Origin of the sequence: Verrucosispora sp. ts21 (assembly GCF_002879555.1) — a bacterium.
Lineage (GTDB): Bacteria > Actinomycetota > Actinomycetes > Mycobacteriales > Micromonosporaceae > Micromonospora > Micromonospora gifhornensis.
In genome coordinates, this window is sequence record NZ_PNOZ01000092.1 from 1 (window position 1) to 22,208 (window position 22,208).

Consider the following 22,208-nt stretch of genomic DNA (forward strand, 5'->3'; position numbering starts at 1 on the left):
GTACTTGGCGACCAGGTCAGCGGCCTGCTGCTCCCACTGGGCGTAGTGATCCGGGTAGGCCGACACCTGCACGGTCTGGGCGGCCTTGGTCAGCGGCATGTCCTGCCAGCCGTCGACCTGCTTGAGGCCCTTGAGGAAGGCGGTGGTGGAGTATTCGGGGTCGGTGATCTGCTCGACCGTGCCCCAACCGCTGGACGGACGCTGCTGGAACAGGCCCTGCGAGTCATGGTCGTTACGGTCACCGAGGTGGCCCAGGTTCTCCAACTTCGACTCCTGCAACGCCGTGGCAATCGACACGACCGCGGCACGCTCGTCCATGCCGGCCTTCTTGGTGGCGGCGATGATCGCCTTCGTGTTCGCGACCTGCTCATCGTTCAGGTCGATACGCGACTGACTGCCCTGCACACCGTGCGGGATCAGCTTGCCGGTGTCCGGCTTGTCAGCCTGCACAGCGGCGGGGGTGGTCTTCACCGGGGTGGTGTCGGCGTGGGCAGCCACCGGGCCGGCGAACACGCCACCGGCGAAAGCCAGACCAGCAACACTCAGCATGCTCTTACGGAAGATCGAGTTCATGACGAAGCTCCATTCGGGGGTTGGCGCACCCGACCAGAAGGGGGATCGGCACGGGATACGCAAGCACCGTCCGGCGCTCAAAGAGGGGAAGGTTCACCGGCTCACTCGCGGGGCGGGGGAACCCCACCACGCTCATCACGGGGGCGAGGGACCCTCGCGGCGCCGGGACCATGTACAACCACTGACCGAGGGCGGTGATTCCCGGAGGTCGGATCACACCCGACCGGATCACACCCGACCACAGACGGGTCACGGGCAGGCCCTGCTTGGTCAGCCACCCGATACAACGCCATCCGGCGGCCCCACATTCCGGCCCGCACCCGCCAGGCTCGGGCCCGGCGCCTTCCTCGGTCGTTCAGACGTGTTCAACGACCCGCAGGCATCCAGGATTCCCGCCGACCAAGGTGATCGCGGTGGGCCGTCGTGACGCAAGCACACGGAATGACCTGTTTGCCCGGGTCGGAGTCGACGCGGCCGGGGTGATCGACTCCGTTGCGCCGTAATGGCGGTTTCCCGCTGCTCTGGACCCCGCCGTTACGCCGTAACGGTGAGGCCTCCAGACCCAACGCTGCACACTTGCGGAGCGTTTGTCCGATAGTCACCCAGGCGTCCTGTTCAGGTCTGCGATGTGGCGATCTCGCTGGGGCTCGCCCTGGCAGGGCTCGCTGGGGCTCGCGGATCGGGTGGAGGAGTGGAGGGGAGATGGTGAGCGGCCGGAGACGAGGTGTCTCCGGCCGCTTCGAACAAGGGGCGGGTTACTGCTTGAGCATGTTGTCCAGCAGCAGGGCGCAGCGGATCACCCCGAGGTGGCTGTACGCCTGAGGGTGGTTGCCCAGGCCGCGCTCGGCCAGCGGGTCGTACTGCTCGGGCAGCAGGCCGGTCGGGCCGGCGGTGTCGATCATCTGGAGGAACAGTTCCTCGGCGTCGGTACGCCGACCGGTGCGCAGGTACGCCTCGATCAGCCACGACGTGCAGATGTGGAAGCCGCCTTCCCGGCCGGGCAGTCCGTCGTCCCAGTGGTAGCGGTAGACGACCGGCCCGCTGCGCAGATCCGCCTCGATCTTCAGCACGGTGGACAGGAACCGTGGGTCGTCCCCGGCCAGCAGACCGGACAGGCCGATCCACAGCGAGGAGGCGTCCATGTCCTCGTCGCCGTACGCGACGCTGTACGCCTCGGCCTCCTCGTGCCAGCCGTACTCCAGCACGTTGGCACCGATCCGGTCGCGCAGCTCCACCCATTCCGGGCGGTCCTCGCCACCGTGCTGGCGGACCACGTGCAGGGCGCGGTCCACGGTCATCCAGCACATCACCTTGGAGAAGATGTGGTGCCGGGGTGGCAGGCGGGCTTCCCAGATGCCGTGGTCGGGCTCGTGCCAGCGGCGGCGGACCGCCTCGACCATGTTCTCCAGGACCCGCCACTCCTCGGCGCGCACCGAGCCGCGTACGTCGGCGGTGGCGGCGATGAGGTCGGCGATCGGGCCGAAGACGTCCAGCTGGAGCTGGTGGTTGGCGAGGTTGCCGACGCGTACGGGGCGGGAGCCGGCGTAGCCGGGCAGGGTGTCGATGACCGCCTCGGCACCCAGCTCGTAGCCGTCCACGGTGTAGAGCGGGTGCAGCCGTTCGGGGTGCCCGCCGGTGCGCTCCACACAGCCGTCGACCCAGCGCAGGAACGCCTCGGCCTCGGCGATCGACCCCAGGTCGACCAGGGCGCGGGCGGTCATCGCGGCGTCACGAAGCCAGCAGTAGCGGTAGTCCCAGTTGCGGACACCGCCGAGCTCCTCCGGCAGCGAGGTGGTCGCGGCGGCCAGGATCGAGCCGGTCGCCTCGTGGCAGAGGCCACGCAGCGTCAAGGCGCTGCGGGCGACCAGGTCCCGGGCGGTGGTGGGCAGCCGCAGTGAGGCCACCCAGTCCTTCCAGGGGCGTTCCGCTGCTGCCTGCCGCTCGTGGATGGGCAGCCGGTGGTGTTCCAGGCTGTGCGTGCCGAAGCGCAGCTCCAGCACCACTTGCCCGCCGAGGGCGGACAGGTCCACCACCGCCTTGGCGCTCTCGTAGCCGCCGTCGTTGCCGACCTCCCACTGCACACCGGGGGAGTAGAGCGCGATCGGCTCGTTGGAGCCGAGCACCAGCAGGCCGTCGGCGAGCGGCTGAAGCTGCACGGCGACCTGCGCGAACTCCGGTCGGGGCGCGAACTCCAGCCGGGCCCGTCCGGTGCCGGTGAGCACCCGGATCAGGGTGGAGTCGCCGGAGATGATCGCCGGCCCGTCGGGTGTGGTCCGCGGGTCGGGCTTGTCGAGCCAGTCGGTGACGGTCAGCCCCGACCAGCGGGTCTCCACGGTCATGGTGCCCGAGCGGTAGCGCTGGCCGAGCGGGATGCCGCCGCGTTCCGGGGCGACACTGAAGTGCCCGGCCGGGCTGCCGCCGACCAGGTCGGCGAAGATGGCCGCCGAGTCGGGCTTGGGGTTGCACAGCCACGTCACCTTCGCGTCGGGCGTGAGCAGTGCGACCGTACGCCCGTTGGCAAGCATCGAGTGCCGCTCGATCGGCACCGCGCGCTCGCCGAACAGCCAGTGCCGGCGGGTCTCCAGCAGCAGCCCGAGCACCCGGGCGGCCTCGATCGGCTCGGCCACCCGGTGGTCGGCCTTGGTCTCGCCGGGGCCGATCTTGATGCCGACGTCCGGGCCGCTCAGGTTGCCGAAGGCGTTCTCGTCGGTGACGTCGTCGCCGATGAACAGGACCGCGCTGGCCGAGAGCTGCGTGCGCAACTGGTCGACCGCGGTGCCCTTGTGGGTGGCCACCACGGACAGCTCGATGACTTCCTTGCCCTGGGTGACGGTGACGTCCGGCCAGGTGGCGGGGCCGCTGCGGACCGCCTCGATGGCGGCGGCGGCGATCTGCGGTTCGACCCCCCGGGTGTGTACGGCGACGCTCGCCGGCTTGCGTTCCAGGCGTACGCCCGGGTGGGCCGCGGCGATCTCGCGCAGCGCGTCCCGCAGTCGCTTGCGGACCTCGATCAGCTCGGGGGAGAGCCGTTCGACGAAGCCGATGTCGAATTCGGAGCCGTGACTGCCGACCAGGTGCACCTCGCTGGGCAGCCGGGAGAGCGCGGCCAGGTCACGAAGCGCCCGGCCGGAGACGACCGCGACGGTGGTCTGCGGCAGCGCGGCCAGGGCACGCACCGCGGCAACGGACTCCGGCAGGGGTACGGCCTTGCTCGGGTCCTCGACGATCGGCGCGAGCGTGCCGTCGTAGTCGCAGGCGATCAGCAGCTGGGGCACCCGGGCGATCCGCCCGATGGCGGAGGCCAGCTCCCGGTCCATCGTGCCCGCCGTGGGCATGATGATTTCACTGGAGGGGGCGCTCACGACGCCTCCATGTCAGGCACACCGAGTTCGGTGAGGAAGGACTTCGCCCAGTGCCCCACATCATGGGTGCGCAAATGGCGTTGCATAGTCCGCATACGGCGACGAGCCTCCGGCTTCTCCACGTGCACGGCTCGGAGCAGGGCATCCTTGACTGCGTCCGGGTCGTGCGGGTTGCACAGGAACGCCTGACGCAGCTCGGTGGCCGCGCCGGCGAACTCACTGAGTACGAGTGCGCCCCCGTGGTCCGCCCTTGATGCGACGTACTCCTTGGCCACCAGGTTCATACCGTCTCGCAGCGGGGTCACCATCATCACGTCGGCGGCGGCGTACATCGCAGCAAGTTCGGTCCGACTGTACGACTGATGCAGATAATGCACGGCGGGCACACCGACCCGGCCGAATTCGCCATTAATCCGACCGACCTCGCGCTCGACCTTGACACGAAGTGCCTGGTAGTGCTCGACGCGTTCGCGGCTCGGCGTGGCTACCTGCACCATAACAGCGTCGGGGACTGTCAACTTTCCGTCAGCCAACAACTCCCGGAAGGCCTTGAGTCGCAACTCGATGCCCTTTGTGTAATCGAGGCGGTCCACACCGAGGATGATGGTGCGCGGGTTGCCCAACTCCTCGCGGATCTCCTTCGCCCGCGCCTGGATCGCCGGGTCCGCGGCCAGCCGTTCCATCTCCTTGGTGTCGATCGAGATGGGGAAGGCGCCGGCCTTCACCTGACGCCCGTCGACCTGGATCATCTGCCCTTCGTAGCGCAGGCCGAGCAGGTGACGGGCGAGCCGGACGAAGTTCTGTGCGGCCAGCCGCTGCTGGAACCCGACCAGGTCGGCGCCGAGCAGCCCGCGCAGGATCTCGGTGCGGAACGGCATCTGCATGAACAGCTCGATCGGCGGGAACGGGATGTGCAGGAAGAAGCCGATCCGCAGATCGGGACGCAGTTCCCGGAGCATCGCCGGCACCAGTTGAAGCTGGTAGTCCTGGACCCACACCGTGGCACCGTCGGCCGCGACCTCGGCGGCGGCCTCCGCGAACCGGGCGTTCACCAGCCGGTACGCCTCCCGCCAGCGACGCTTGTAGGCAGGCGTCTCCACGGCGTCGTGGTAGAGCGGCCAGATCGTGGCATTGGACTGGCCCTCGTAGTAGCGCTCGAGTTCCTCGGCGCTCAACGGCACCGGGTGCAGTCGGATGCCCTCCAGGTCGAACGGCTCGGGAGCGGCGCCGGTGCCACCGGCCCACCCGACCCAGGTGCCCTGATGCTCGGCGAGGACGGGGTGCAGGGCGGTGACCAGGCCGCCAGGGCTGCGTCGCCACTGCCGGCCCTCGGGTGTGCTCACCTCGTCGACCGGTAGGCGGTTTGCCACTACGACAAAGGAGCTACGGACGGTCACGATCGGCCACCTCCGGGTGCTGACGGGTCCACCGCGATGAGCGTACTGAGCGTATCTGCGGCGTCTGTTGCTCAGTGCCGGAGTGACGTACCCGTCCCAGACCGGCCGAACCTTGCACGTGATCATGTTGACAGGCCGTCGGCACCCTCCGCGCAACCGTGTCCGACGGGCGGGGCGATGTGGGCGAAGCCCGGCGGACCTGTCAGGATTGACGATGGCGTGCGCGCGGCCGGGCAACGGTCGTGGCGGCGGGTGACGGCGCGTCCCACGTCACGCGCGTGCCCCGCACCACGCAAATCGACGACTCAGTCCTGACGGAGGTAGCCCGCACCGTGGCCCAGTTCATCTACGTCCTGGAGAAGGCGCGCAAGGCGCACGGCGACAAGGTCGTGCTCGACAACGTGACGCTGAACTTCCTGCCTGGGGCCAAGATCGGTGTGGTCGGCCCGAACGGTGCCGGTAAGTCCAGCCTCCTCAAGATCATGGCCGGTTGGGACCAGCCGAGCAACGGTGAGGCCCGGCTGATGCCCGGCTACACCGTCGGCATGTTGGCCCAGGAGCCGCCCCTCAACGAGGCCAAGACCGTCCTCGGCAATGTCGAGGAGGCGGTCGCGGAGACCAAGGCCAAGCTGGAGCGGTTCAATGCCATCGCCGAGCAGATGGCCACGGACTACTCCGACGAGCTGATGGAGGAGATGGGTCGGCTCCAGGAGGAGCTGGACAACGCCGACGCCTGGGACATCGACTCCAAGCTCGAACTGGCGATGGACGCGCTGCGCTGCCCGCCGCCGGACGCCGAGGTGACCCAGCTCTCCGGTGGTGAGCGCCGCCGGGTGGCGCTGTGCAAGCTGCTGCTGGAGGCGCCGGACCTGCTGCTGCTCGACGAGCCCACCAACCACCTGGACGCGGAGAGCGTGCAGTGGCTGGAGCAGCACCTGGCCAAGTACCCCGGCACCGTCCTGGCGATCACCCACGACCGGTACTTCCTGGACAACGTGGCCGGCTGGATCCTGGAGCTGGACCGCGGCCGGGCCATCGGCTACGAGGGCAACTACTCCACCTACCTGGAGAAGAAGGCCGCGCGGCTCTCCGTCGAGGGACGCCGCGACGCGAAGATGAAGAAGCGCCTCTCCGATGAACTGGAGTGGGTCCGCTCCAACGCCAAGGCCCGGCAGACCAAGTCCAAGGCCCGCCTGGACCGGTACGACGAGATGGCCGCCGAGGCGGAGAAGACCCGCAAGCTGGACTTCGAGGAGATCCAGATCCCGCCGGGCCCGCGCCTGGGCAGCACCGTCATCGAGGCGCAGAACCTGACCAAGGCCTTCGGCGACCGGGTGCTGATCGACAACCTGTCGTTCTCGCTGCCGCGTAACGGCATCGTCGGCATCATTGGCCCGAACGGCGTCGGCAAGACCACCCTGTTCAAGACGATCGTCGGGTTGGAGCAGCCGACCAGCGGCTCGGTCCGGGTCGGCGAGACGGTCTCGCTGTCGTACGTCGACCAGAACCGGCAGGGCCTGGACGGCGACAAGACCGTCTGGGAGGTCGTCTCCGACGGGCTGGACTACCTCATGGTGGGCAAGGTCGAGATGCCGTCGCGGGCGTACATCGCGGCGTTCGGGTTCAAGGGTCCGGACCAGCAGAAGCCGACAAAGGTGCTCTCCGGCGGCGAGCGCAACCGGCTCAACCTGGCGTTGACGCTGAAGATCGGCGGCAACGTGATCCTGCTCGACGAGCCGACCAACGACCTGGACGTGGAGACCCTGTCCAGCCTGGAGAACGCGCTGCTGGAGTTCCCCGGCTGCGCCGTGGTGATCTCCCACGACCGGATGTTCCTGGACCGGGTCGCCACGCACATCCTGGCCTGGGAGGGCGACGACGAGAACCCGGCCAAGTGGTTCTGGTTCGAGGGCAACTTCGAGGCGTACGAGAAGAACAAGATCGACCGGCTCGGCGCGGAGGCGGCCCGACCGCACCGGGTGACGTACCGCAAGCTGACCCGCGACTGACCGGCGAGCGACGTCTTGGCTGATCGGTTTGTCTACCACTGCACCCTGCGGTGGTCTGACCTCGACGCGTACGGCCACGTCAACAACGCCCGCTTCCTCACCCTGTACGAGGAGGCCCGGGTGGCGTTGATGTTCGTCGGTGCGCGGGCGCAGGGCATCGACTCGTTCGCCGACGGAGTGGTCATCCGTCGGCACGAGGTCGACTACCTGCGCCCGGTCGACTACGCCCTGGGTCGGGCCACCGCCGATGCGGCCCCGACCGTACGGATCGAGATGTGGGTGGGGCGGATCCGCGCCGCCTCCTTCACCGTGAGCTACGAGATGTACGACGGTGAGCATCTGGTCAGCCGGGCACAGTCGGTGCTGGTTCCGTTCGACCTGGTCCGGCAGGTGCCCCGGCGGCTCACCGACCGGGAACACTCCTTCCTGCTCGGGTACGCCCCGGACGGTGGCGAGGCATGAGCGCGGGCGGCGTCACACCCCGGCCGGAATCCGATACCGCCGAGTTGCGGCACGGGATCGACGGGGTCGCCGACGCAGGGGCCTTCCTGGCCCGACTGGTCCGGTTGGAGCCGGCCGCCCTGGTGCGGTTACGTCCGACCGGCACACCGGGGCGTACGGCTCTCTGGGGCCGTCTGCCGTGGGGGGTGCTGGCCGTGCGGACGGTCTCCGGCCCCGGCCCCGGCGCCGGGGACGTCACGGTCGCGGCCGGGCAGTTGCTCGCCGAGTTGGCGGCTGGCCGGGCGGGTCTGCCCGCCCGGCGTGACGCGCAGTGGCGCTGGCCGCTGCCGCCGGCAGCCAGCCGGCCGGTGGAGAGCCTGCCGGGCGAGGAGGTGCGCCGGCTCGCCGAGGCCGCCGCCGGCACCCTGCGCGAGGCGGCGACGAACGGCGTGGCCGGCCGGGCGGTGGGGCAGCGGATGTTGCGTGACGCCCTGCTGGACCATGTCGCGGTGGTGGTCACGCCGGACGACGCAGCTGACCGTCCGGTGGAGGTGACCCAGCGAATGGTGCAGGGTCTGATCAGGATGGGGTTCCTGGGGGCGACCGGCGGATCGTCGGGCATCGACGAGGTCCGGGTACGCGCGGCTGGCCGTTGGGTTGCCCTGGTGGGACCGTACGGAGCTGTGTGGTCGCAGAAGGCTACGGATCTTGCCGTGCGGCCGCTTGACCCTCGTCCGAAAGTATGACCTCGGGTCAACCTTCTGGCTTGGGGCTGGCGTTGGGGGGATGCTTCGCTCCGACTGTCCGGGTACCGTCCATCCTCGGATCCCACCCACCGTATGCAACTGGATCCGCTGGGGAGTGAGGTGCGCGAGCGATGCCGTGGTGGTCATGGCGCCCCGGTCCCGCCAGTGGCGGCGACCCGGAAACTCGAAGCAGTGTCACGGTGGAGGAGGCCGTCAGAGTCGGCCCGCCGACGCCCCGTCAGCCCGGGGACGACTGCCCGGGCGGGGAGCATCCGTTGATCGCGGACATGTCAGCCACCGTCGAACCGGTCACCCTGCGCCGCATCTGCGACGCGTTGGACCTGCTCGACGTGCGCTACCTGGCCGACGGCGACGGCAACCTGCTGGCCATGTGGGAGCGGCACGCCGTGCTGGTCACCCTGGAAGGCCCCGAGGACGAGATCCTGGTGCTCCGGGCCCGCCCGCACGCGACCGTGCCGCCGGACTGGGCGGACCGGGCCTACCGGGTGGTCAACGAGTGGAACCACACGCGCCGCTTCTGCAAGGCGTACGTGGGCGACGCCACCGAACGGGGGCAGTTGCCGATCTACGCCGAGCTGCAGGTGCCGCTCGCCGCAGGTGCCCACGACGCGCTCCTGGTCGAGCTGCTCGACTGCGGCGCGGCAGTGGCCACGAGTTTCGTCGACTGGCTGCACGACGAGGGTGCCCTGCTCTGACGGGGGACGGTGGCCGCCGCGGGGCTCACCCCGCGGCCGGGTCCTCCATCGCGTTGACCATGAAGTAGGCCGCCCGCTCCAGGTAGTTCCAGAGCTCGGTGGCGGTCGCCTCCGGCAGATCGAGGCTGTCGACCGCCCGGCGCATGTGGCGCAGCCAGGCGTCGCGTTCGGCCGCGCCGATCCGGAAGGGTGCGTGCCGCATCCGCAGCCGGGGGTGCCCCCGTTGAGCGGAGTACGTGTTCGGGCCGCCCCAGTACTGCATGAGGAACAGCCGCATCCGGTCGGCGGCCGGCCCCAGGTCCTCTTCCGGGTACATGGGGCGCAGCAACGGGTCGCTGGCGATGCCGGCGTAGAACTCATCGACCAGCTTGCGGAACGTAGGCTCGCCGCCGACGGCGTCGTACAGCGTCACGGCCTCGCCGCGGGGCTCGGACTCACCTGCGGGATTCACCCTTCCATCCTGCCAGGCGTTGCCGGCCGGTGACCGTACCGGGACCTGTCGACGCCGTGGTTCAGGTCACCGCATGCCGTGGTCGGTCGACGTTGCCCTGGTCCGGCTTCTCCGACGGGGTGGTCGAGCCGGTGGAGGAGGCCCGTGCCGCCTCCACCGTGGCCTCCACCGTCTGCGCGTCGGGCCAGCGTCGGGCGACGAACGTCATAAGCACCACCCCGGCGGCACTCCACAGCCCGACCACGATCGGGATCGGGTAGTGCTCGGCGAGCAGGCCGGTCGCCAGGACCGCGGCACCCTGGATGACCTGGACCCCGGTGGCCATCACGCCGAACGCCCGGGCCCGGTAGCCGTGCGGCAGGGCCTGGACGAACAGGCCGTTCGCCACCGGCAGGATGCCGGCGACCGCGAACCCGCAGGCGGCGGCGAGCAACGCCACCACCGCAGGCGGCGGGTCGAGCAACGAGGGCACCAGCATCAACGGGGCGATGACCGCCAGTGGCCGGAGCAGGGCGATGCGCCGGGACGGCGCGACCGCCCGGCCCATCAACAGCCCACCGAGGATGAACCCGACCGGGCTCGACGCCATGATCAGCGCCTGCGCCATTCCCGCGTTCATCCCGCTGTCCGTGCCTTCGTTGGCCCAGGCTGCGGCCAGTCCCTCGGGCACGATCGAGCAGAGCACCGCGCCGAAGACGAGGATCGCGATGGCCCGCAGCACCGGCGTACGGAACACCAGTTGGAACCCCTCGGCGGTTTCCCGGAGCAGGTGACGGCGTTGCTCGCTGGCTATGGCCGGTGCCCGGTTCCGGGTCCCGAAGCGGACGAGCACCGCCGAGAGGGCGAAGGCTGCCGCGTTCATCAGCAACGCGGCGGTGGTGTTGACGGTCGCCACCGCCGCTCCGAGCAGGTAGCCGACGACCTGCGCAGCCTGCCCGACACTGGCGTTGATCGAGAGCCCGACGACGAGTCGGTCGCCGGGCAGGATCAACGGCATCAGCGCGGAACGCGCTGCCTGGCTCGGTGGATTGGCAAGCGTGGTGGCGAACAGGAGGGCCAGGATCAGCGGCACCGGTATCCCGGGGATGGCGATGAGCAGCATCAAGGCCATCCGGATGAGGTCGCAGACCACCATGATCTGGCGGTAGCGGTGCCGCTCGGCGATCGTGGCAAGCAGTGGGCCGCCGATCAGCCAGGGCAGGTAGCTGACCGCGAAGGCAGCCGCCGAGAGCGCGACGGACTCGGTCTCCTTGTAGACGAGCAGGGTGACCGCTGCCTTGGCGACGTAGTCACCGATCCAGGTCAGGGTGTTGGCCAGGAAGATGGCTCGGTACTCACCCTGGGCGAAGACCTCACGGAAAGTGGCCGGACCTTCCGGAGGAGGCCGCTCGTCCGACACCATCGCCTCCATCGGCCGGTGGCAGGCCACTCGTGATGGCCGGCCCCGAGGCCATCGTCAGATCTACGGATCAGCGAGGACGTGACCACGCTCGGGGAGCGCGTGCACCGGATTCTGCCCGATAGTCTGACAACTGGCTAGGGCGAACGGCTTGATCGTCGCATCTCTGACTGAACGAACGGACGATACCCGAGGGGCCGCTCGGCCGCGAGTACCTACCGTTCTATTCAGGTGGCCCCGCCCTGACCAGTCTCGTTGTCGTCCCGCAGGTAGGCGGGTACGGCCCGGACGGCCGCGATCCGGGCGGTGATCCCGGAATTTTCCAGTGCCTCCGCGAGCCGACGGCGCAACTCGCGGCCCACCGCGGCCTGCCCGTCGGCGGTGGTCTTGACCACCGTGCGGATGACCGTGCCGTCCACCGTCACCTGTTCCACACCGAGCACCTCGGGGGGCTCGACGATGGAGGCCGCCAACTCCGGGTCCACCGCGACCGAAGCGGCTGCGGTACGCAGCACCGCCGTGGCCTCCTCGGTGCCGGCGAAGCCGATCGGCAGGTCGACGACCACCAGCGCCCAACCCTGACTCTTGTTGCCCACCCGGACGATCTCGCCGTTGCGGATGTACCAGAGCACCCCCCGACCGTCGCGAACGGTGGTGACCCGCAGACCGACCGCCTCGACCACGCCGCTGGCCTCGCCGAGGTCGACGTTGTCGCCGACCCCGTACTGGTCCTCGATCAACATGAACAGGCCGGCGATCAGGTCCTTGACCAGGCTCTGCGCACCGAAGCCGAGCGCCACACCGGCAATGCCGGCGCTGGCCAGCAGGGGGGCCAGGTCGAAGCTGAACTCCTTGAGCACCATCAGGACGGCGATGCCGAAGATGAACGCCGTGCTCAGGCTGCGCAGCACCGATCCGATCGCCTCGGCCCGCTGGCGGCGTCGCTCCGGGACGAACTCGCCGGGCTCGGTCGCGGCGCTCGGGATGCGCTCGCGCAGCGGCCGGAGCATGGTCGGTACGCCGGCATCGGTGGTGGTGCGCACCAGCCGGCGGATCGTCCGGTGCACCAGCCAGCGGGCGGCGATCGCCAGCATCAGGATCAGGATGATCCGCAGCGGCTTGACCAGGATCCAGTAGCTGCCCTCGGCGAACCACACCGAGTCGAAGTATTTCCATACCCACTTGCAGACGACCTCGTCCAGGCACTCGGGACTGGGGGTGTCCTCCGGGTCGGGGGTGGGCGTACCGGAGACGAGGCTGAGCATGCTGACGGTCACCCTGATTTCGTACCGTAAGCATCCGGTCGACCCATGACCGACCCACCGCCGGGTGAGCCGAGGCGCGCTCGTCGCCGGATCTGTCGTGAAAGCTCCGCCAGGTACCCAGGATTAGTGCGTGCATTCGCCGGTCCGATCAGGGACGATTGGCGCAACGGACGTCGGTGAACCGGCCGGCGTCGACGTGGTGTATGGCTGCGGCCTGCGCCGGTCGGCGGTGGCGAGTGGAGAGCCGCTTGACCGGGAGGGTGACGCGATGCCTGACATACGACCCACGGTGGGCTCCGGCGCGCTGGTCCTCAACGCCACCTATGAGCCGCTGTGTGTCGTGTCGGTGCGTCGCGCCGCGATCCTCGTGCTCTCCGCCAAGGCGGTCTGTGTCGCCGACGGCGAGGGCGTCCTGCACAGCGCCCGCAGCGCGTTACCGGTGCCCTCGGTCGTCCGACTCACCCGGTTCGTCCGGGTGCCCTACCGTACCCATGTGGGTTTGTCCCGCCGGGCGATCTTCGCCCGGGACGGCTGGCGCTGCGCCTACTGCCGGGGTCCTGCCGAGACCATCGACCACGTCTTCCCGCGCAGCCGGGGCGGCCCGCACGCCTGGGAGAACGTGGTCGCCGCCTGCGCCCGGTGCAACCACACCAAGGGCGACAAGACCCCCGCCGAGCTGGGCTGGCGACTGCACTCGCTGCCCGCCGCACCGAAGGGGATCGCCTGGCGGGTGCTCGGTCACCGCGCACCCGACCCCCGCTGGGCCGACTGGCTCGACCTCCGCGAACCCGAAGCCGCCTGACCCACCCAGCTGACCCACCCCGCTGGCTACCGGCCCCACCCGCCACGCCTTCACAGGACCGCAAACCCCCACCAGACGACTACCGAGCCTCCACCAAGGAAGCGAACACGATCACGTTGTCCGCGTAGCCCGTCTCCCCACCGACCCAGCGTCCACCACAGGTGATCAGCCGCAGCTGCGGCCGACTGAAGTCGCCGAAGACCTCGTCGGCGGGCAGCGCCTCCTTGTCGTACCGGCCGACCCGGTCGACCTCGAAGATCGCGACCGTACCGTCGGTGCGGGCCACCTCGACGCGGTCGCCGGCCCGCAGTTGCCGCAGGTCCTGGAAGACCGCCGGCCCGGTGCTGGTGTCGACGTGTCCGACGATGACGGCGGGGCCGTACTGGCCCGGGGTCGGGCCCTGGTCGTACCAGCCGGCCTCCTGGGCGCGTTCCGCGGTCGGCGCGGCGATGCTGCCGTCCGCGGCGACGCCCACGTTGTGCACCGGCGCGGCCAGGTCGATCTTGTTGATCTCGATGCCGACCGGTTGGCTCGCCGGCAGTAGTGGAAATTTCTTCGGCGGCGGCGCCAGCCCGGCGATGAAGCGGTCCGGCAGCAGGTTCGTGCCGGTCAGTCGTTCGACCCCGAGCATCGTGATGATCAACAGCATCAGGCTGCCGATCACCAGGACGGGCAGTCCGGGGCTGGCGCGGAGGCTGCGTCGGCCCGATGCCGGCCAGGCTCGACGCGGTCGTGGTGGCACGGGTGCGGCCGACGGGTCAGGTGTGGCGATGCTGGCCGAACCCATCTGGGCGGTGACCCGGCCGAGCCGACCGGCCACGGCCGTCGCTGTCCGCCAGAGTCGGTAGCGGCGGCGGGTGACGGTCCGGGGCGGTACGGGACGCGGTTCGGGCACCGGAACACGGTGGCCGATCATGGCACCCGCCTGTGGTCAGGAACCGGTCCGGCGTCGGCTGCTGATCAGCCCGAAGACCACCGCCGCGGCCACCACTGCGACGCCGCCGAGCAGCAGCGTCGAGCCGGTGCCCGGTCCGGCGGTGCCACCGCCACCGGTCGCCGGGCCCTTGGTGGGTTGCTGCATGTTCAGTACGGTCAGCGTGGTGCTGGCCGTCTGGCCGTTGTTGCAGCGCAGGTTCACCGGATAGTCCCCGGCGGCCTTGTTGCCCGGCACCGTGACGTCGCCGGTGAGGAAGCCGTTGTCCGGTCGGAGGAAGACCCGGTTGAACGCCTCCGAGTCGACCTCGGCCTGCCGGTTGTTGGCGTTGTCGCAGCTGGCCCGCAGGTGCACCCGGGATCCGGCCTGCACACTGTTCGGGGTCACCTCGATGAAGGTGTTATCACCCGCCCGGGCTGGTCCGGCACCGACCAGGATGAACGCCCCGATCAGCGCGAACGCTCCGAGAAGTCGGACGATTGTCGAGGAGGCGTGCAGCACTCCTCCGTACGGTCGCAGACCCCGCATGATCCTCCCTCCCGGCACCGGTGCACCGGTCCTGCTGGGGTGGTGACCCGCGGTGCTTTCCCCCTGCTCCCGCTGCTAACCCGGCCCGCGAAACCGCCCGGCGCGCGAAACGCCCGGCGCGCGGAACCAGCGGGTGTTAAGCGGGGGCCCTTCCTCTACCGGAGGCGTTAACAGGGGGCCCTTCCTTGCACCTGGTCAGGGGCTGCCAGTTGAGGGGGGAGGAGAGCACCATGGTGCTCGACGGCTGCCCGTACGGGGCGAGTCGGTCGATGACCCCCTCGAACTCCCCGATCGAACCGGCCGCGACCTTCAGCACACTGCACGCGTCGCCGGTGATCCGGTGGATCTCCAGGATCTCCGGCCAGGTGGCGACGTCCGGGTCGTGCAGGATGCAGCGGGCGCCGTAGCAGGACATCCGGATCAACGCGACCACCGTCCGGCCGGCTCGGGTCAGGTCGACATGCGCGTGGTACCCGGTGATCACCCCGCTCTCCTCCAACCGGCGTACCCGCTCGGCCACCGCAGGTGGGGACAGGTGCACCCGCCGGGACAGCTCGCTGAACGACAACCGTGCGTCGGCCTGCAGTTCGCGCAGCAGGGCCCAGTCCATCTCGTCCACGCGTAGACCTTACGTCTGACAAGCCAAATGCGGCCAGCGCCTCACGTTTGGCAGGTCAGCTGGGCGTAGCGCCGTTGAACAGGCATTCCATCCGGGGGTGACGCCGCGAGATCATGACTGGAATCGCCAGCCAGGAAGGAGTGGACGGATGGAGCAGACCGAGCTGCGCCCGGGAACCCGGACAGCGGTGCGTCCGGTGACGGGCAAGCAGCGGGCGGCCCGTGCCGCCCGCAACGGCGGCGAGCCGACCCTGGAGTTCGCCGAGCGGGTGCCGTACGACGCCTATGTGCAGGCCAGCACGCTGCACACGTTGCAACAGCCGCTGAGTGACGACCCCGGCGAGATGTCCTTCCTGATGGTCAGCCAGATCATGGAGCTGTACTTCGGGTTGACCTGCCACGAGCTGCGGGAGACCTCCCGGCTGCTGCGCACCGACCGGGTCTGGGAGGCGCTGGCCCCGCTGCGCCGCGCCGCGCTGCACCTGGAGGCCCTCAACGCCGCCTGGCACGGGTTGCGCTGGATGACCCCGGCCGACTTCAACCGCTTCCGCAACCTGCTCGGCGAGGGCTCCGGCTTCCAGTCGGCCATGTACCGCCACCTGGAGTTCCGGCTGGGGCTGCGGGACGCGGCGCTGATCCGGCCCTTCCGCCGGCAGACCGAGGTGTACGCCGACCTGAACGCGACCCTGGCCACCCCCAGCGTCTGGGACGAGGTGGTCGCCCTGCTCGCCCGGCACGGCCACGACATCCCTGCCGACCTGCTCGACCGGGACGTCCGCGACGAGCACCAGCCGCACGCCGCGGTCGAGGCGGCCTGGGTGCACATCTACGGTGACAGCGGTCCGGACAACCACCTGCGGATGCTCGGCGAGGCGCTGACCGAGGTGGCCGAGCAGTTCGGCGACTGGCGGCACCACCACGTCAAGGCGGTGCAGCGCACCATGGGTGCCAAGGTCGGCAGCGGCGGTTCGGCGGGGCTGGCGTGGCTGCAACGCAGCATGGCCCGGGTGGTCTTCCCGGAGCTGTGGTCGGCCCGGACGGCGATGTGAGGCGAGGATGAACGAGAACGAGACAATGAGTGCCGGTGAGGCCGAGGCGCTGCGCCTGGACGCCGCCGAGCCGGGCCACCGGCACCTGTTCCACGTGCCCCCGGCCGACGGCGGGCGCTACCCGGAGACCGCGTACCTGGCGGGCAACTCCCTCGGCCTGCAACCCAAGGCCACCCGGACCGAACTGCTGGCCGACCTGGAGTCCTGGAGTCGGCTCGGTGTCGAGGGCCACCTGGAGGCGGAGCGCCCCTGGTTGCCGTACCACGAGTTGCTCACCGCGCCGGCGGCCCGACTGGTCGGCGCGCTGCCCAGCGAGACCGTGGTGATGAACTCGCTGACGGTCAACCTGCACCTGCTGATGGTCAGCTTCTACCGGCCGGCCGGCGAGCGGACCCGGATCGTCATCGAGGACACCGCCTTCCCCTCGGACAGCTACGCGGTGCGCAGCCAGGCCCGGTTTCACGGGCTGGACCCGGACACCACTGTGGTCCGGCTCAAGCCGCGTCCGGGTGAGGAGAACCTGCGTACCGAGGACGTGACCGCGTTCCTGGCGGCGGAGGGGCACACCGTCGCGCTGGTGCTGCTCGGCGGGGTCAACTACCTCACCGGCGAGCTGATGGACATCCCTACGATCACCGCCGCCGGCCGGGCCGCCGGTGCCGTGGTGGGCTGGGACCTGGCGCACGCGGCGGGCAACGTGCCGCTGTCGCTGCACGACTGGGACGTCGACTTCGCGGCCTGGTGCTCGTACAAGTACCTCAACTCCGGTCCGGGTGCGCTGGGCGGCGTCTTCGTGCACGAGCGCCACCACGGCGATCCCGCCCTGCACCGGTTCGAGGGCTGGTGGAGCACGGCGGCGGCCACCCGGTTCGAGATGACCCCGGTGAGCCGACCCCCGGCCACCGTCGAGGCGTGGCAGATCTCCAACCCGCCGATCTTCGCGATGGGCCCGGTGCGGACCTCGTTGGAATTGTTCGACTCGGTCGGCATGCCGGCGCTGCGCGAGCGCAGCCTGCGGCTCACCGGCTACCTGGAGCGGCTGCTCGACGAGGTGGTCGCCGACCGGCCGTTGACCGTGGTCACCCCGCGGGACCCGAGCCGGCGCGGCTGCCAACTGTCGGTCCGCATCGGCGTGGGCACCGCAAACGAACTGACCAAGCGGCTGCGCCACGAGCACGGGGTGATCGCCGACGCCCGGCAGCCGGACGTGGTGCGGTTCGCCCCGGTGCCGCTCTACTCGACGTACCACGATTGCTGGCGGGTCGCCGACGCGTTGGCCGCGACGGTGGAGGTCAGCGCGTGAACACCCGGCAGGACGAGATCGCAGTGGTGGGCGCCGGCCTGGCCGGCTGCCTGTTGGCCTGCTACCTGGCCCGGCGGGGTCACTCGGTGACGCTCTACGAGCGGCGACCGGATCCGCGGGTCGGTACGCCCGAGCGGGGACGCTCGATCAACCTGGCGCTCTCCGAGCGGGGTCTGGACGCGCTGCGCCGCATCGGCCTCGACGAGCAGGTGATGACCGACGCGTTGCCGATGCGCGGTCGGATGGTGCACCCGGTGGTGGGCGAGCCCGACTTCCAGTCGTACAGCGCCGAGGGTGATCGGGCGATCAACTCGATCAGCCGGGGTGCGTTGAACAACGCGCTGCTGGACGCCGCCGCCAAGCTGCCGCAGGTGCGGGTCGCCTTCGACCACCGGCTGGTCGGGCTCGACCCGGCCACCGCGCAGATGACCTTCGAAACCCCGCAGGGCACGGTCACCGCGAACGCCACTGTCGTGCTCGGCGCCGACGGCGCCGGTTCGGCCGTACGCGGACAGCTGCTGGAACACGGCCTGCTCACCGAGAGCGTCGACTTCCTCGACTACGGCTACAAGGAACTCACCATCCCGCCGCTGGGTGGCGACTTCGCCCTCGACCCGGGTGCGCTGCACATTTGGCCGCGCGGCACCTCGATGATGATCGCCCTGCCCAACCCGGACCGCTCCTTCACCTGCACCCTGTTCTGGCCCAACCACGGCACCGCCAGCTTCTCCTCGTTGGGCAGCAAGGCGGCGATCGAGCGGTACTTCGCCCAGCACTACCCGGACCTGCCGCCGCTGGCCCCGAACCTGGTCGACGACTACCAGCACAACCCGGTCGGCGTGCTCGGCACCGTGCGGTGCGACCCGTGGCAGTTCGACGGGCGGGTGGGCCTGCTCGGTGACGCCGCGCACGCCATCGTGCCGTTCTACGGCCAGGGCGCGAACTGCGCCTTCGAGGACGTGGTGGAGCTGGACAACTGCCTCGACGAGTGCGGCGACGACTGGGCCGCGGCCCTGCCGCTGTACCAGCAGCGCCGGCAGGACAACGCCGAGGCGATCGCCCAGATGGCGCTTACCAACTTCGTGGAGATGCGCGACAAGGTCGCCTCGCCGGTGTACCAGACCCGCAAGAAGGTCGAGCACGCCCTGGAGCGGGCGCTGCCGGGCCGCTACGTCTCCCAGTACGAACTGGTCTCGTTCACCACGGTCCCGTACGCCCAGGTGCGCCGCCGGGTCCGCCGGCAGTACCAGGTGCTCGGCGCGGTGGCGGCCGGTGCGGCGGCGGTGCTGGCCGGCGCCGTGCTCGCCCTCGGACGCCGGAGGCGCGGATGACCCTCTGGGACCCCCGGCGGATGACCGGCCACGCGCCGGACGGCCCCGGGCTGCTGCGCAACTTCGTCGGCGGCGAGTTCGTCTCGACAGGTGAGCGGTTCACCAAGCGCTCACCGGTGACCGGCGAACCGGTCTTCGAGGTGGTCGAGGCCAGCCGCTCCACAGTGGACGATGCGGTCACCGCCGCCCGGGCGGCGCTGCGCGGGCCGTGGGGCCGGACGGGGGAGCGCGAACGCGCCGAGGTGCTGCGCCGGATCGCCGACGAACTGGAACGTCGCTTCGACGACCTGGTTGCCGCCGAGGTCGCCGACACCGGCAAGGCCATCTCCCAGGCCCGGACCCTGGACATCCCGCGCGGTGCGGCCAACTTCCGCGCCTTCGCCGAGATCGTCGCGACCGCGCCCACCGAGTCGTTCACCACGGTCACCCCGACCGGCGGCCGGGCGCTGAACTACGCGGTCCGCAAGCCGGTAGGCGTCGTGGCGATCATCGTGCCGTGGAACCTGCCGCTGCTGCTGCTCACCTGGAAGGTCGCCCCCGCACTGGCCTGCGGCAACGCCGTGGTGGTCAAGCCCAGCGAGGAGACCCCGGCCTCGGCCACCCTGCTGGCCGAGGTGATGGCCGCGGCCGGCGTACCCGACGGGGTGTTCAACCTGGTGCACGGCTTCGGCCCGGACTCCGCCGGTGAGTTCCTCACCCGGCACCCCGGCGTCGACGCGATCACCTTCACCGGCGAATCGTCCACCGGCGGGGCCATCATGCGGGCCGCCGCCGACGGGGTGAAGGCGGTCAGCTTCGAGTTGGGCGGCAAGAACGCCGGGCTGGTCTTCGCCGACGCCGACCTGGACGCCGCGGTGGCCGGTTCGGTGCGGTCCAGCTTCACCAACGGCGGCCAGGTGTGCCTGTGCACCGAGCGGATCTACGTGCAGCGGCCGGTGTTCGAGGAGTTCACCGCCCGACTGGCCAAGCGCGCCGAGGAGTTGGCGTACGGCTGGCCCGCCGACGAGGCGACGGTGAACATGCCGCTGATCTCGCACGGGCACCGCGACAAGGTGCTCGGCTACTACGACCTGGCCCGGACCGAGGGCGCGCAGGTGCTGGCCGGCGGGGCAGTGCCGCGCTTCGGTGACGCCCGCGACGGCGGCGCGTACGTGCAGCCGACGGTGCTGACCGGGCTCGGCCCGCAGGCGCGTACCAACACCGAGGAGATCTTCGGCCCGGTGGTGCACGTGGCACCCTTCGACGACGAGGACGAGGCGTACGCGCTGGCCAACGGCACCGAGTACGGCCTGGCGGCGGCGGTCTGGACCCGCGACGTGGGTCGGGCGCACCGGGCCGGGCAGCGGTTGGACGCCGGCATCGTCTGGGTCAACACCTGGTTCCTGCGGGACCTGCGTACCCCGTTCGGCGGGGTGAAGGCCTCCGGCATCGGCCGCGAGGGCGGCGTGCACTCGCTCGACTTCTACTCCGAACTCACTAACGTCTGCGTGGACCTGTCATGAGCGACCTTCAGCGAGCGGCCGACGAACTAACCGAGGCCCGGACCAGCGGCAAGCCCTGCCCACCGCTGCGCGGGCGGCTGCTGCCCGAGGGCGACGTGGCCGCGGCGTACGAGGTGCAGCAGCACCAGGTACGCCAGTGGCTGGCCGCCGGGCAGCGTCGGGTGGGCGCGAAGATCGGCCTGACCTCCCGGGCGGTGCAGGAGAACCTCGGCGTGTACGAGCCGGACTTCGGCGTCCTCACCGACGTCATGGCCGTGCCCGACGGTGCCGAGGTGCCGATCGAGCGGCTGCTCCAGCCGCGGGTGGAGGCGGAGATCGCCTTCGTGCTCGGCGCCGACCTGCCCGACGAGCGGGTCACGAGTGTCGACGTCATCCGCGCCGTCGATCACCTGCTGCCGGCCATCGAGATCGTCGACTCGCGCGTCGCCGGCTGGGACATCTCCATCGTGGACACCGTGGCGGACAACGCCTCCAGTGGGCTGTTCGTGCTCGGTACCGCGCCGCGCCGGCTCGCCGACGTGGACCTGCGGCTGTGCGGGATGGTGCTGGAGCACGCCGGGGAACCGGTGTCGGTAGGTGCCGGTGCGGCCTGCCTCGGCAACCCGCTGCACGCGGTGGCCTGGCTGGCCACCACGATGGCCCGCGCCGGTGAGCCGCTGCGCGCCGGTGACGTGGTGCTCTCCGGGGCGCTCGGTCCGATGGTGTCGGTGACCCCCGGCGCGGCGTACGAGGCCCGGATCTCCGGCCTCGGCTCGGTCCGGACCTGTTTCTCCCGGCAGGCGAAAGGTGGCTCGTCATGAGCGTCGGTGTGGCGGTGATCGGGTCGGGCAACATCGGCACCGACCTGATGATCAAGGTGCTGCGGCTCAGTGAGAGCCTGCGGATGGTGGCCATGGTCGGCATCGACCCGGACTCCGACGGTCTGGCGCGGGCCCGCCGCCTCGGCGTGGCGACCACCGCCGACGGCGTGGACGGCCTGGTGAAGATGCCCGAGTTCGCCGACGTCGAACTGGTCTTCGACGCCACCTCCGCCGGTGCGCACCGGCACAACGACGCCGTGCTGCGCGCCCACGGCCGCCGGGTGGTGGACCTGACCCCGGCCGCCATCGGCCCGTACGTGGTGCCGCCGGTCAACCTCGACGAGCACCTGGCCGAGCCGAACGTCAACATGGTGACCTGCGGCGGTCAGGCGACGGTGCCGATCGTCGCGGCCGTCGCCGCGGTCACGCCGGTGGCGTACGGCGAGATCGTCGCCTCGATCTCGTCCCGCTCGGCGGGTCCGGGCACCCGCGCCAACATCGACGAGTTCACCGAGACCACCGCGCGGGCCATCGAGGTGGTCGGCGGCGCCGACCGGGGCAAGGCGATCATCGTGCTCAACCCGGCCGAGCCGCCGCTGTTGATGCGCGACACCGTCTACTGCCTCTGCCCCGACCCGGACGCCGACCAGGCTGCCATCGCCGCCTCGGTCGCCGAGATGGTCGCCCACGTGCAGGAGTACGTCCCGGGTTACCGGCTCAAGCAGGACGTGCAGTTCGACCGGGTGGACACCTACGTGCCGTCGCTCGGGCGGCAGCTGACCGGCCTTCAGGTCTCGGTCTTCCTGGAGGTCTCCGGTGCTGGGCACTACCTGCCCGCGTACGCCGGGAACCTGGACATCATGACCTCGGCCGCGCTGCGTACCGCCGAGCGGCTGGTCGCCCTCCGCGGGACGGTGAGCGCATGAACGATCTCTACATCCAGGACGTGACGCTGCGCGACGGCATGCACGCCATCGCCCAC

The 22,208-nt window shown here is 70.4% G+C and carries 20 protein-coding genes; 11 read left to right on the top strand and 9 right to left on the bottom strand.

Annotated elements, in window-relative coordinates; all coding sequences use genetic code 11:
- The 3 genes from C1A38_RS26850 to C1A38_RS26860 all read right to left on the bottom strand — a co-directional run.
- A partial coding sequence (locus C1A38_RS26850; RefSeq protein WP_102660499.1) for a hypothetical protein occupies nt 1-573 on the bottom strand: 573 nt, incomplete at its 3' end.
- Nucleotides 574-1,328: 755 nt separating this feature from the next.
- Nucleotides 1,329-3,908, bottom strand: coding sequence for a trehalose-phosphatase (gene otsB, locus C1A38_RS26855; RefSeq protein ID WP_102660511.1), 2,580 nt, complete (start codon nt 3,906-3,908; stop codon nt 1,329-1,331).
- A 23-nt stretch (nt 3,909-3,931) separates the two neighbouring features.
- The gene (locus tag C1A38_RS26860) at nt 3,932-5,332 is read right to left on the bottom strand and encodes an alpha,alpha-trehalose-phosphate synthase (UDP-forming) (RefSeq protein WP_102660500.1); all 1,401 of its coding nucleotides are present in this window, start codon (nt 5,330-5,332) and stop codon (nt 3,932-3,934) included.
- Between the two features lie 332 nt (nt 5,333-5,664).
- On the opposite strand from C1A38_RS26860, the gene ettA reads away from it, so the two are divergent.
- The 4 genes from ettA (at nt 5,665) to C1A38_RS26880 (ending at nt 9,244) form a co-directional block, all read left to right on the top strand.
- Nucleotides 5,665-7,341: an energy-dependent translational throttle protein EttA gene (ettA, locus tag C1A38_RS26865; RefSeq protein ID WP_102660512.1), complete on the top strand. Its 1,677-nt coding sequence runs from the start codon at nt 5,665-5,667 to the stop codon at nt 7,339-7,341.
- A 15-nt stretch (nt 7,342-7,356) separates the two neighbouring features.
- Nucleotides 7,357-7,803 carry an acyl-CoA thioesterase gene (locus C1A38_RS26870; protein WP_102660501.1) on the top strand — a complete coding sequence of 149 codons (447 nt, stop codon included), beginning with the start codon at nt 7,357-7,359 and terminating at the stop codon, nt 7,801-7,803.
- Nucleotides 7,800-8,528 carry a DUF8185 domain-containing protein gene (locus tag C1A38_RS26875; RefSeq protein ID WP_102660502.1) on the top strand — a complete coding sequence of 243 codons (729 nt, stop codon included), beginning with the start codon at nt 7,800-7,802 and terminating at the stop codon, nt 8,526-8,528. Before C1A38_RS26870 ends, C1A38_RS26875 begins: the two co-directional genes overlap by 4 nt.
- 131 nt (nt 8,529-8,659) lie before the next feature.
- Nucleotides 8,660-9,244, top strand: coding sequence for a type III secretion system chaperone family protein (locus tag C1A38_RS26880; RefSeq protein WP_043721735.1), 585 nt, complete (start codon nt 8,660-8,662; stop codon nt 9,242-9,244).
- Between the two features lie 25 nt (nt 9,245-9,269).
- Here C1A38_RS26880 and C1A38_RS26885 read toward each other — a convergent pair whose 3' ends face one another.
- The 3 genes from C1A38_RS26885 to C1A38_RS26895 form a co-directional block, all read right to left on the bottom strand.
- On the bottom strand, nt 9,270-9,695 hold the full coding sequence (locus tag C1A38_RS26885; RefSeq protein ID WP_102660503.1) for a globin: 426 nt from the start codon (nt 9,693-9,695) through the stop codon (nt 9,270-9,272).
- Nucleotides 9,696-9,756: 61 nt separating this feature from the next.
- Nucleotides 9,757-11,097, bottom strand: coding sequence for an MFS transporter (locus C1A38_RS26890; protein ID WP_102660513.1), 1,341 nt, complete (start codon nt 11,095-11,097; stop codon nt 9,757-9,759).
- A 224-nt stretch (nt 11,098-11,321) separates the two neighbouring features.
- The gene (locus C1A38_RS26895) at nt 11,322-12,359 is read right to left on the bottom strand and encodes a mechanosensitive ion channel family protein (protein ID WP_233197043.1); all 1,038 of its coding nucleotides are present in this window, start codon (nt 12,357-12,359) and stop codon (nt 11,322-11,324) included.
- Between the two features lie 268 nt (nt 12,360-12,627).
- Between C1A38_RS26895 and C1A38_RS26900 the strand changes: the two genes are divergently transcribed.
- The gene (locus C1A38_RS26900) at nt 12,628-13,161 is read left to right on the top strand and encodes an HNH endonuclease (RefSeq protein ID WP_043725542.1); all 534 of its coding nucleotides are present in this window, start codon (nt 12,628-12,630) and stop codon (nt 13,159-13,161) included.
- Nucleotides 13,162-13,240: 79 nt separating this feature from the next.
- On the opposite strand, the gene C1A38_RS26905 is transcribed toward C1A38_RS26900, so the two are convergent.
- The 3 genes from C1A38_RS26905 to C1A38_RS26915 all read right to left on the bottom strand — a co-directional run bounded on the left by C1A38_RS26905 (nt 13,241) and on the right by C1A38_RS26915 (nt 15,242).
- Entirely contained in the window at nt 13,241-14,077 is an 837-nt protein-coding gene (locus C1A38_RS26905; RefSeq protein ID WP_102660505.1) for a class F sortase, read from the bottom strand.
- Between the two features lie 15 nt (nt 14,078-14,092).
- Nucleotides 14,093-14,623, bottom strand: a complete 531-nt coding sequence (locus tag C1A38_RS26910; protein WP_233197042.1) for a hypothetical protein — start codon at nt 14,621-14,623, stop codon at nt 14,093-14,095.
- 136 nt (nt 14,624-14,759) lie between these two features.
- Nucleotides 14,760-15,242 carry an Lrp/AsnC family transcriptional regulator gene (locus C1A38_RS26915; RefSeq protein WP_102660506.1) on the bottom strand — a complete coding sequence of 161 codons (483 nt, stop codon included), beginning with the start codon at nt 15,240-15,242 and terminating at the stop codon, nt 14,760-14,762.
- Between the two features lie 148 nt (nt 15,243-15,390).
- Between C1A38_RS26915 and C1A38_RS26920 the strand changes: the two genes are divergently transcribed.
- From C1A38_RS26920 to C1A38_RS26945, 6 genes are read left to right on the top strand one after another with little or no spacing between them, the layout of a single operon-like run.
- Nucleotides 15,391-16,290, top strand: a complete 900-nt coding sequence (locus C1A38_RS26920) for a tryptophan 2,3-dioxygenase (protein ID WP_102660507.1) — start codon at nt 15,391-15,393, stop codon at nt 16,288-16,290.
- Nucleotides 16,291-16,315: 25 nt separating this feature from the next.
- The gene (gene kynU / locus C1A38_RS26925) at nt 16,316-17,593 is read left to right on the top strand and encodes a kynureninase (RefSeq protein WP_102660515.1); all 1,278 of its coding nucleotides are present in this window, start codon (nt 16,316-16,318) and stop codon (nt 17,591-17,593) included.
- The gene (locus tag C1A38_RS26930) at nt 17,590-18,924 is read left to right on the top strand and encodes an FAD-dependent oxidoreductase (RefSeq protein ID WP_102660508.1); all 1,335 of its coding nucleotides are present in this window, start codon (nt 17,590-17,592) and stop codon (nt 18,922-18,924) included. The genes kynU and C1A38_RS26930 overlap by 4 nt, the downstream gene beginning before the upstream one ends.
- 20 nt (nt 18,925-18,944) lie before the next feature.
- Nucleotides 18,945-20,426: a 2-hydroxymuconic semialdehyde dehydrogenase gene (locus tag C1A38_RS26935; protein WP_102660516.1), complete on the top strand. Its 1,482-nt coding sequence runs from the start codon at nt 18,945-18,947 to the stop codon at nt 20,424-20,426.
- Nucleotides 20,423-21,226 (top strand): 2-keto-4-pentenoate hydratase, encoded by an 804-nt coding sequence (locus C1A38_RS26940; RefSeq protein WP_102660509.1) that lies wholly within the window; start codon nt 20,423-20,425, stop codon nt 21,224-21,226. The genes C1A38_RS26935 and C1A38_RS26940 overlap by 4 nt, the downstream gene beginning before the upstream one ends.
- Complete coding sequence (locus C1A38_RS26945; RefSeq protein WP_102660510.1) at nt 21,223-22,152, top strand: acetaldehyde dehydrogenase (acetylating); 930 nt, start codon at nt 21,223-21,225, stop codon at nt 22,150-22,152. The genes C1A38_RS26940 and C1A38_RS26945 overlap by 4 nt, the downstream gene beginning before the upstream one ends.
- Nucleotides 22,153-22,208: the final 56 nt, after the last annotated feature.